At 51.0% G+C, this 10,280-nt stretch carries 1 protein-coding gene; it reads right to left on the bottom strand.

The window, feature by feature from the left end:
- The coding region (locus ACYZZ0_RS10265) for an Ig-like domain-containing protein (RefSeq protein ID WP_461536525.1) at window positions 1–9,848 on the bottom strand (9,848 nt) is incomplete at its 3' end.
- Window positions 9,849–10,280: the final 432 nt, after the last annotated feature.

The following is a 10,280-nucleotide window of genomic DNA, read 5'->3' as shown; positions in this document are numbered from 1 at the left end:
TGCTCATCAGTGACGGTGTACTCAATCTCTGTCGTGCGCTGTTCACCCTGTTGCAGATCCTGGAAGTCATTGCCCGGGTCAAAGTCATAGGTACCGTCGGCGTGCAGGGTAAAACGTCCACCATTGCTGCCACGGATAGCTTCGCCTGGGACTGTAATATCGCCATGCGGGTTGGTGACTTTGGATACCGCTTTAGTAGCATTGTTATCAATATCGGTGTCATTGGTGAGCACCGAGCCACTGTTGTCTTTGGTGATCGCGGTGTCTTCATTGGTACTGTTGCTGTCGGCAATCGCATTCGGGGCATCGTTGGTACCGTTAACCGTAATCACCAGGGTGGCTGTTGCTGTACCGCCCTGCCCATCACTGACGGTATAGCTGAAGCGGTCAGTCAGGGTCTGACCCTGAGCCAGTGCTTGTACAGCCGGATGATCATTATTCAGGGTGTAGCTGTAGCTACCATCCTGGTTCAGGGTGAGCTCACCATACTGACCGCTATGGTTGCCGGTGTCGGCATCAATAATGGTGAGCGAATCACTGTCCGGGGCAGTATCAGCATCGTTATCAATCACATTGCCACTGTTTCTCTGCCCGGTCTGCGCACCTCCGTCTTCGGTGACCTGCCCGGCATCATCAGCGGCCTGCGGATCAAGATTGACTACCTTCCAGTTGAAGGTTTGTTGAACTGTTAACCCTTGCTTGTCAGTGGCAGTAATGGTGACGCTGTAGCTACCATCAGTACCACCTTGCGATGCAGAAGGATCCAAGGTGCCAGTGATCAGACCCTTGTCACTGATACTCAATCCCGGTGGCAGGTTCGCTGCACTAAAGGTCAGCTGGTCACCCTGATCGTAGTCACTGAAGCCGGTGCTGATATCCACTGCTACACCGCTTTGGCCATCAGTGCTGCTTTGATTACCCAGTGTCGTTTCGACAATCGGGGCATCGTTGGTGCCGCGGATAGTAATGGTCAGGGTTGCGGTATCAAAACCGCCATTGCCGTCAGAGATTTTATAGGTAAACGTCTCAGTCAGGGTTTCAGTCGGACCGGCCAGCTTCTGGACATCAGCATTGCTGTTATCCAGCTGATAGCTGTAGCTGCCATCGCTGTTCAGGGTCAGCTGGCCATAGCTGCCCGTAGTTGCTTCGCCAACCGTGCCGGTATTACTGTTGCCGGCTCCCACTTCCACCACAGTCAGCGGGTCAGAGTCCGGTGCAGCGTCATGATCGGAGTTGGTGATGACATTGCCATCAATGCTGGCACTGTTTTCGATAATCTCGGCGGTGTCATTGCCAGCTTCAGGTGCTGGATTATTAACCGTCCAGCTAAAGGTCTGATCGACATGCCCGCCCTGACCATCACTGGCTCGGACCGTAATACTGTACTGGCCGCTATTGACCTGTGAGGCGTTGCGATCAATGGTGCCGGTAAGTGTACCATCGGCATTCAGAGTCAGGCCCTGCGGCAGGGCATCGGAGCCATCAGCCAGTGAGTAGGTCAGCTTGTCTGAAGCATCCACATCACTGAAACGACCACTCAGATCGATAGTGACCGTATCACCATCGTTGTGCGTCTGGTCAGTCAGATCACCGGCGGTCGGTGCATCATTCACCCCACCGACCGTAATCACCAGTTTTGCCGTTGAAGTCGCACCGTGTTCATCGGTGACGGTGTACTCAATCTCTGTCGTGCGCTGTTCGCCCTGCTGCAGGTCCTGGAAGTCATTGCCCGGATCGAAGTCATAGGTGCCGTCTTCATGCAGGGTAAAACGACCGCCATTGCTGCCGCGGATCGCTTCGCCCGGGACTGCGGTATCGCCATTCGGGTTGGTGACTTTGGATACCGCTTGGGTGGCATTGTTATCGATATCAGTGTCATTAGTGAGCACCGAGCCACTGTTGGCTTTGGTAATCGCGGTATCTTCGTTAGTGCTGTTGCTGTCGGCAACTGCATCCGGTGCATCATTGGTACCGTTGACCGTAATCACCAGCGTGGCTGTTGCCGTACCGCCCTGCCCGTCGCTGACGGTATAACTGAACCGATCCGTCAGAGTCTGACCCTGAGCCAGTGCCTGTACTGCTTGATGACTATTATTCAGGGTATAACTGTAGCTGCCGTCCTGATTCAGGGTGAGCTGGCCATACTGACCGCTATGGTTGCCGGTATCGGCATCAACAATGTTCAGCGGATCACTGTCTGGAGCAGTATCCGCATCATTGTCGATCACATTGCCATGAGTTTGCTGACCGGTTTGTGCTCCACCATCTTCAGTTACTTGCCCGGCATCATCAGTAGCCTGCGGATCAAGATTGATCACCTTCCAGTTAAAGGTTTGCTGAACTGTCAGCCCCTGTTTATCAGTGGCAGTAATGGTGACGCTGTAGCTGCCATCGGTTCCGCCTTGTGACGCGGAAGGATCGAGGGTGCCGGTAATCAGGCCCTTGTCACTGATACTCAGTCCCGGTGGCAGGTTGGTCGCGCTAAAGGTCAGCTGGTCACCCTGGTCGTAGTCACTGAAGCCGGTGCTGATATCGACTGCCACACCACTTTGGCCATCGGTACTGCTCTGATCACCCAGTGCCGTTTCCACAATCGGGGCATCGTTGGTACCGCGGATGGTAATGGTCAGGGTTGCTGTATCAAAGCCGCCATTGCCGTCAGAAACTTTATAGGTAAACGTCTCGGTCAGGGTTTCAGTCGGACCGGCCAGCTTTTGCACATCGGCGTTGCTGTTATCCAGCTGATAGATGTAGCTGCCATCGCTGTTCAGGGTCAGCTGGCCATAGCTGCCCGTAGTTGCTTCGCCAACCGTGCCGGTATTACTGTTGCCGGCTCCCACTTCCACCACAGTCAGCGGGTCAGAGTCCGGTGCAGCGTCATGATCAGAGTTGGTGATGACATTGCCATCAATGCTGGCATTGTTCTCAATGATTTCGGCGGTGTCATTCGCAGCTTCGGGAGCAAGATTTTCAACAGACCATTCAAAGCTGTATGAAACTGACTCACCCTCACCATCGGTCATGGTCACAACAACAGTATCACTGCTGCGTTGTGACGCTGATGCCGCAAGGGTTCCGCTAATCACTCCGGACAGGGGATTAATACTCAACCCTTCAGGCAGGTTGGATGCGCTGTACTCACGAGAGTCACCCTGATCAACATCAGAAAACACACCCGAAACATCAACCGGTGCCACCTGCTGCCCATCATGATTTTGCTGACTTTCAACCGAACCTGTTACGACCGGCGCATCATTGGTGCCATCAATAATAATCATTAGCTCAGCCGTATTACTACTCAGCTGACCATCGCTAATGGTGTATTCAAAGTTTTCAACCAGCTCATCGCCGGGCAATAACTTCTGCACTGCATCGAGAGAATTATCCAGCTGGTAACTGTAGGTTCCGTTTTTATTGATAGTCAGCGAACCATACTTACCCTGAATGGTTGCATTACCCGCAGAATCAAACGTGCCGTTGCTACCACCAATGGCCTTGATGCTGTCGACGCTCAGATCTCCGACATGATTATCGAGGTCATTGTCAGACTGCCCGTTCGAATCCCGATCCAGAATAATATTGCCGGTTACAGGCGTGGTGCTATCTTCTTCAGCCCTATCAATATTATCAAAAGCTTCCGGCGCATCATTGGTAGCCTTGATGGTAATGGTGCCTGAAATGGTCGTGTCGCTGCCCAGAGAGTCAGGACCACCAGCCTTTCCGTCATTATTACCGTCGCTGGTCAGACTGATTTCGTAACTGCGCTCGGTGTTGGTGCCGTAATTATCCGGGTTATCACTGGTGCTTCTGTACTGGATACTTTCGAGAATAGCTTCGACATTGCTGGCAGTCGCCTTACTGTTAAGCTGTATTGTCAGTACACCATTGCTGTACGCACTTGACTGTACGCTATCAAATGTCTTTGAAAGCCGGAGCTGATCGCCGGTAAAAGAGTTACCCAGCCGAACTTCAATAATCCCGCCTCCAAAGCTGGGGTTATCAAAATCAGGATCAGTCACAGATGCCGAGCCATCGGCAACCAGATCAGTCCAATCGGAACCGGTGCCATAGCCTTGATTTTCCGTTACTACCGGATTGGTTGCAGTTCCCCCCAGCACCGGTTTGTCATTCTGACCAATAACCGATGTCGATAACTCAATCGCATCGGACCAGTGATCAGTCTGGCCGGTTGAGCCTATATCAGCATTATCTGCTGACGCTACCGGCTGATCAGACAGTCTGACTTCAAGTGGAGCAATATCTGCAGCTTGGTCAGTTGCCGGAACAAACCGCAATTGGTCGTCCAGATCCAGCAGAATGGCATTGTCGTCAGATAACTCATTACCCGAGCCATCAACCGGAATATCCTGCCAGCTCTGGCCACCATCCATGGAATACTGCCAGCGGCCATTGGCGGCATCATGTGCATTACCGGTAATGGCAATGCCGCCCAGAGGCGTACGGGCATCACCACCACCGCTGATCCCAGTCTGGTTATCAGTGTTATCGTTATAAACAGGGCCGAACAGATCCTGTACGGTATGGCCTGGAATATTGTTTTCCGTCAGATCCTCACTGACACCGGGCATGGAAGTATCAGTTCCAGCGGGCTTGTCATTTACGTTCTGAACCTGAGTTCTTATTTCTACATGCCCCGCATCCCAGGATCCCGTCTTGCCGGTACCACCATTCTTACTGAGATTTTTATAGCTGATATGGCCAGTGTCACTATCGTAACTGGTTTCCAGATTACTCGAACCGTCAGCGACCCTGACGGTTAATTTACCCGGGGTGCCATGAAAATTTTCTGCGGGCTTGAAGATGATTTCGGCATCAGCCGGAACAACAAAGGCGTGGCTGGACCCCAACCTGTGAGCAGGTTCCTGAGGTATCTGGACAGGTTTTCCATCTATAACGACATACCACTGTCCCTGGTCACTGTTTGAAAAGTTACCGACAATAGCTACATAACTCAGAGGTGTTTCAGTATTCCCTCCACCAGGAGTACCGCTCTGATCATCCGTATCATCATTAAAATGGTCACCCAGCAAATCAACCAGCTCTGTTGCACTTCCCGGCGGAATAATGACATTGCCTCCCTGATCTACAGCTGTGCTGTCTTCATTAACCGGGTCGACAAAGATCGGGGTCTTTGTCAGTGTGGGGCGGTCATTAACAGGATCTACCGTAATATTCAGAACGGCTGAATCCTGACGGGCGCTGCCGGCACCGACATTCCCCAGATCATCAACCGTAACTTCAATCTGAGCCTGACCATGGAAGTCTTTGGTCGGCGTAAATTGCAGCTTGGCCAGAAGCGCATTTACTTCAGCCTGGGTACCTCGCAATACCAGAGGGCTGCCTGCTGTCCCGGTTTGTCCATCAATCGAGACAGTGCCGTTTTTCGGTGTCAGGGAAACAGTGATGTCTTTATCAAAGGAATCAGGGTCATTCACAGATATCAGCGACAGATCCAGCGTTGAATCTTCATTAACCGATTTGGTGCCATCACCAATCGTAATGACAGGCGCATCATTGGTGTTACTGACATCAATCGCAATTTGCTTTTCAACAGGGTCAATATCATTTGCGCCACCGTTATTCAGATCATCAACGATGACTTTCAGGTTGAAAGACTGATCACTGTCCGGATTGGAAGCGGTATAGCTTAATCCATCCAGTGCCTTGTTAATCTGATCAATCGAGCCCTGAAGGGTGATTTCAGTGGTACCGTTGCCGGTAATAGTCAGTGATGAATCAACGACACTACCAAGGTTCAGTAAAGCGCCCGGGTCATTAATTGAAACAGTGACTTTTGCCTGACCGGTAAATGAAGCATAACCACTATCAGCCGGGTCACTGACAACAATGGCATTACCCGAATCCTTACCGAAGGTGACCTTTGTTCCGCTGTCCAGATACTGCTTACCCGGTACATCAAGAACCGGCGCATCATTGACCGGTGTAACCTGAATAGCAATAACTTCAATATCAGTAAGGGCATCACCACCGGCATGAGTGTCTTCAACCTCAACAGTCAGTGCATCATTGCCATTGAAATTCTCATTACCCTGGTACTGTAATTCAGCCAGTGTATGGTTGATATCACTCGCATTACCGATCAGTGTCAGCGTTTGGCTGCCATTAGCACCTTCGCTGATCATACTGCTGTAACTGTCGGGCAGTGTCAGGGTACCTTCACCCACACTCAGTTTGACCGTCAGGTATTTATCAAAGATATCCGGATCCTGAATCCGGATCAGATTACCGAAGGTATGTGAGGTATCCTCATTCAAGGTAACAGGTGTGCCTGGAGCAACAATAATATCCGGCTTGTCATTAACGCTGGATAGCAGTACTTCGACTGTTTTGGTTACTGCATTTTTTTCGCCTACAGCCTCCCCGCCATCATTAAACTCGCCCCCATTGGCTACATTCGGATTGCCGGACAGGCGATCATCAACGGTGATCTGGAGGTCAATCGCCGTATCTTTGTCCTGGCCTCCATCATCACCATTACCGGACTGGCTGGTCGTCAGTTGCAGGCTGTCGAGCAAACTCTGAACCTGGGCTTTGGTTCCGGTGATAGTGATACTATTGGTGCCATTGCCATGCACCAGCGGGCTATTGGTGACTGCAAGAGTAGCCCCGGCATACGGTGCACCCGAACTGACCAGCGCCAACGTGACTGTCAGCTCATCTGTTTCACCGGCATCCAGCTGATCCAGATCGACATCGCCGATGGTGATACTGTTATTACCGGTAAAATCAATTGTGCGCTGACCTGAGCCATCGACACGATCAGGCGCATCAATGGTGGCAAAATCATTACCCGGCCGGATAACAATATTGAAGGTTGATTCTGCAGCATCGGCTGCACCGTCACTGACGATGAATTTAAAACTGTCAGCCTGGGTCTCGCTGCCATCATGCTCATAGCTCAGACGGCCGCTGTCGATATCACTCTGGGTAAATGTTGAGCCCTTGCCCAACAGTTTGCCATTCAGGTAAAGCTTACCGTTCTGAACATCTTCAGTAAGCCGGTACTGGCGCTGAATAGTGTTGTTATCCGAATCTGAATAACCAAGATGGCTGTCTGCAGTAATAACGGCTTTGTCGCCTTCGGTCAGTACCAGCTCGTTATTGACTGTTTCAATGGGGGCATCGTTGAATGCCGCCACATCGATTCTGACAGTAGCATCCTGACTGAAATGACCTTGCCCCGGTTCAGTCTGCCCGGAGCGCACCACTTCGCCATCAGCAGGTGCAGTCAGGTCATCACGAACGACAAACCTGAAACCATCAGTCAGGTTTTCCTGAGCATCGCCACCGGCATGGACATATCTCAGACCGCTGCTTTGACCATCTGCTGTAGGTTTCAGCACATCGGTGCTGAGCCACATATTCGCTGTTACCGCTTCCCAGCTGTCACCATCCCAGTACTGCAGCGAGCCATCGTCCGGCAAATCACTGACCCGGAACCACAGCGAATCCTCCAGACCTTCACCGGTTCGGGTTTCCTGATCAAGACTGCCATCCGGATCCCGGATCACCAGCTGCTTGTCTGTCAGGTTAACAATGCCATCCTTGCCGGTATTGGTTTGCTCAATAACATCAACCATACCGCCATGGGCGGTGGGTGCATCGTTAATCGGGGTTGCTTTGAGGGTTATTTCACCGGTATTTGCTTCTGTTGCTGTTCGGGCACTGCCATCACCGACGGTATAACTGAAGCTGGAAATATGATCTTCACTGCCATTATGCTCAAACGTCACCCGCCCCTGATTGATATCATCCTGGGTAAACGTGCCGTAGGCTCCGATGGCCTTGCCATCAACCTTGATAACGCCGTTGGCCGGAAGGCGGGTCAGAGTATAGACCGTTTCTGCAGGCGGGACAGTATAGGTGCCGTCGGAAGATTTGAAGGTGTAATCCAGCAGTCCTTTTTCAATAACAACACTGCCGCCTTCATCAAAGGCCGGCATGGTATAACCCGGATCGGTATTATTTTCCGGAAGCGTTGGCTGCAGTACCGGATAGCCTGTACCCGGCCCTCCCGTATCACCCTGATCCCGATTCACAGTAATTTGCAGGGTTTGGGTTTCAATATTACCGTCTGTGTCTTTGACACCACCGTAGATAAAACCGGCGTCATTCCTGCCCTGAACAACTGAATCTCTCAGCGAGAACTGAATACTATCGGTGGTGGGCTGATCGACACCCTGCGTCTGGATATAACGTACCTGTCCGGTATTAATCTGCTCCTGGGTAAAACGTGTGCCCTGGGTCAGAGTGAACCAGGTACCGCCAACATTCAGCTGTAGATGGCCATATTGAGGTGTTTGCTCAAGGGTATAAACCAGATTGGCATCCACATTATCCGGATCAGAGGCATCCAGACTACCACTCCCCAGCACAATACTGCTCTGATCATCGGGCAGGACCACTGGATTGATATCGACAGTGGGATCATCATCAACCGGTTCGATGTTTAGAGACAGTTCTTTGGTAACAGTCAGTTCATGGCCCGGGCCCTGACCACCGCCGCTGTCCGTTACACTAAGGGTAAAACTGTAATCTCCAGCCGTATTTGGCTCTGCACCATTATGACTGTAAGTCAGTTTGTCAAGGTCACTGCCATTAAAGCTGCCGCCGGCTGAAAGATCCTGGTCAGTACCGGCTGTAAAAATACCGTCACCATTCGTATCCAGAAACAGCTGCCCCTCGGCCTTCAGGGTGTCTGAAAGATTACCGAGGGTAATGGTGCTGTTATCAAGATTGTCATCGATATCTGTGACCTTCAGACCCAGCGGGGATGATGTGCCTTCATATACCGTCAGCCCTGGAGCATTGATACTGCCCTGATAGGGGTGATCAACATTCCGGTCAACCACGCCGATATCCGGTGCATCATTGACCGGATTAAGATTGATATTGATTGTAGTGTCACTGGTCTGCTGTCCGGCACCGTCATTGATGGTGACAGTAAACCCGTCAGTGTCTCCCGGAGAAACATTACTACCGTCATGCTGGTAATTCAGCTGACTCAGCTGGTCATAGGAAAAAGTGGAACCTTCAACGACTTTGGAACCATTGAAAGTCAAAGTACCCTTGGCTGGAAGCCCGGTAACCTTGACAATCATCTGCTGTTCCTGTTGATTGCCACTGCCAATATCCGGGTCACTGAAATCAAAGCTGCCACCAAAACTGACAGCCCCTCCTTCATCAACACTCACCGAACTACTGCCAAGCGTGGGCGCATCATTAACAGCAACCACATCAATATCGAGTGTTTTCAACTCAGCAGTGTTACCGGCCTTGTCAACGGCTGAAAACTCAAGCGACAAACCGCCATTGTAGTTTTCGCCCGGATCAAGCTGCATGGTTTTCAGCGTCTGATTTATATCGTTTACAGCACCAGACAAAGTCAGTGTATTGCCATTGCGGTTCAGAGTGACATCACTGCTATCACCAAATGTCACCTGTCCGATGGCATCTGACGCAAAGTTATTATTGTCGCCACTCAGCTTGATCGTCAGTACAACTGTATCGCCCTCAGTGTTGTCACTGACTGAGATATCACCCAGGCTCAGGGAAGTGTCTTCCGTTGTTCTGCGATCGCTGCCAGCAGAAATAACCGGAGGTAGAACATCTGTATCGGGAACAGCAGGATCGGAAGGGTTCGATGCTGCCATAAAGGCCCCAAAGGCCTCAGGAGAGCTGCCTGCACCGGGCTCTACAGCATCAGCTGTGGAATCAGCTACGACTGTTTCAGCTGCAGTTGCCATACCGGCAGCATCAAGTAACACACGGGGTTCAAGTGCCTGAAGGCGCAGTTTACTGGCCATGACGAACCAACTCTCCCTTTCACAACTAACAACTGTTGGCTAAAGCCTTGGGTAAACACTCATCAGACGACAGTTGCGATATATACGAGCACTCACAACAGACGCTGAAGGATGTCAGGGTTAGCAAAGGGGGATTCTTCAGATAGATCAGAAGTCAGAATGCCATCACGCATTCAGACCGAAAATGCAGCTAGCAGATCGAAGTACAGTCAGGACTCAAAGCGACAGCCTGATCACACAACCTGAAGTGATCCGCCTCGTAACTTTACCGATACTAGACGTAAAAATACGTACCCATCAAGATACAGCTTTTACATGAAGCAAGATAACCAGCAAAAAGCTGACTTGTATCAATTAATATAACAGCCAAATGGTCGGTTCGATTACTTTATTCAACTACCCGCATATTTATTCGTAGTTTTCTTTAACTCA

It is taken from the genome of Spongorhabdus nitratireducens (genome assembly GCA_947387575.1).
Taxonomy (GTDB): Bacteria; Pseudomonadota; Gammaproteobacteria; order Pseudomonadales; family Endozoicomonadaceae; genus CANDOC01.
This window is presented reverse-complemented; position numbering and strand designations above follow the sequence as displayed.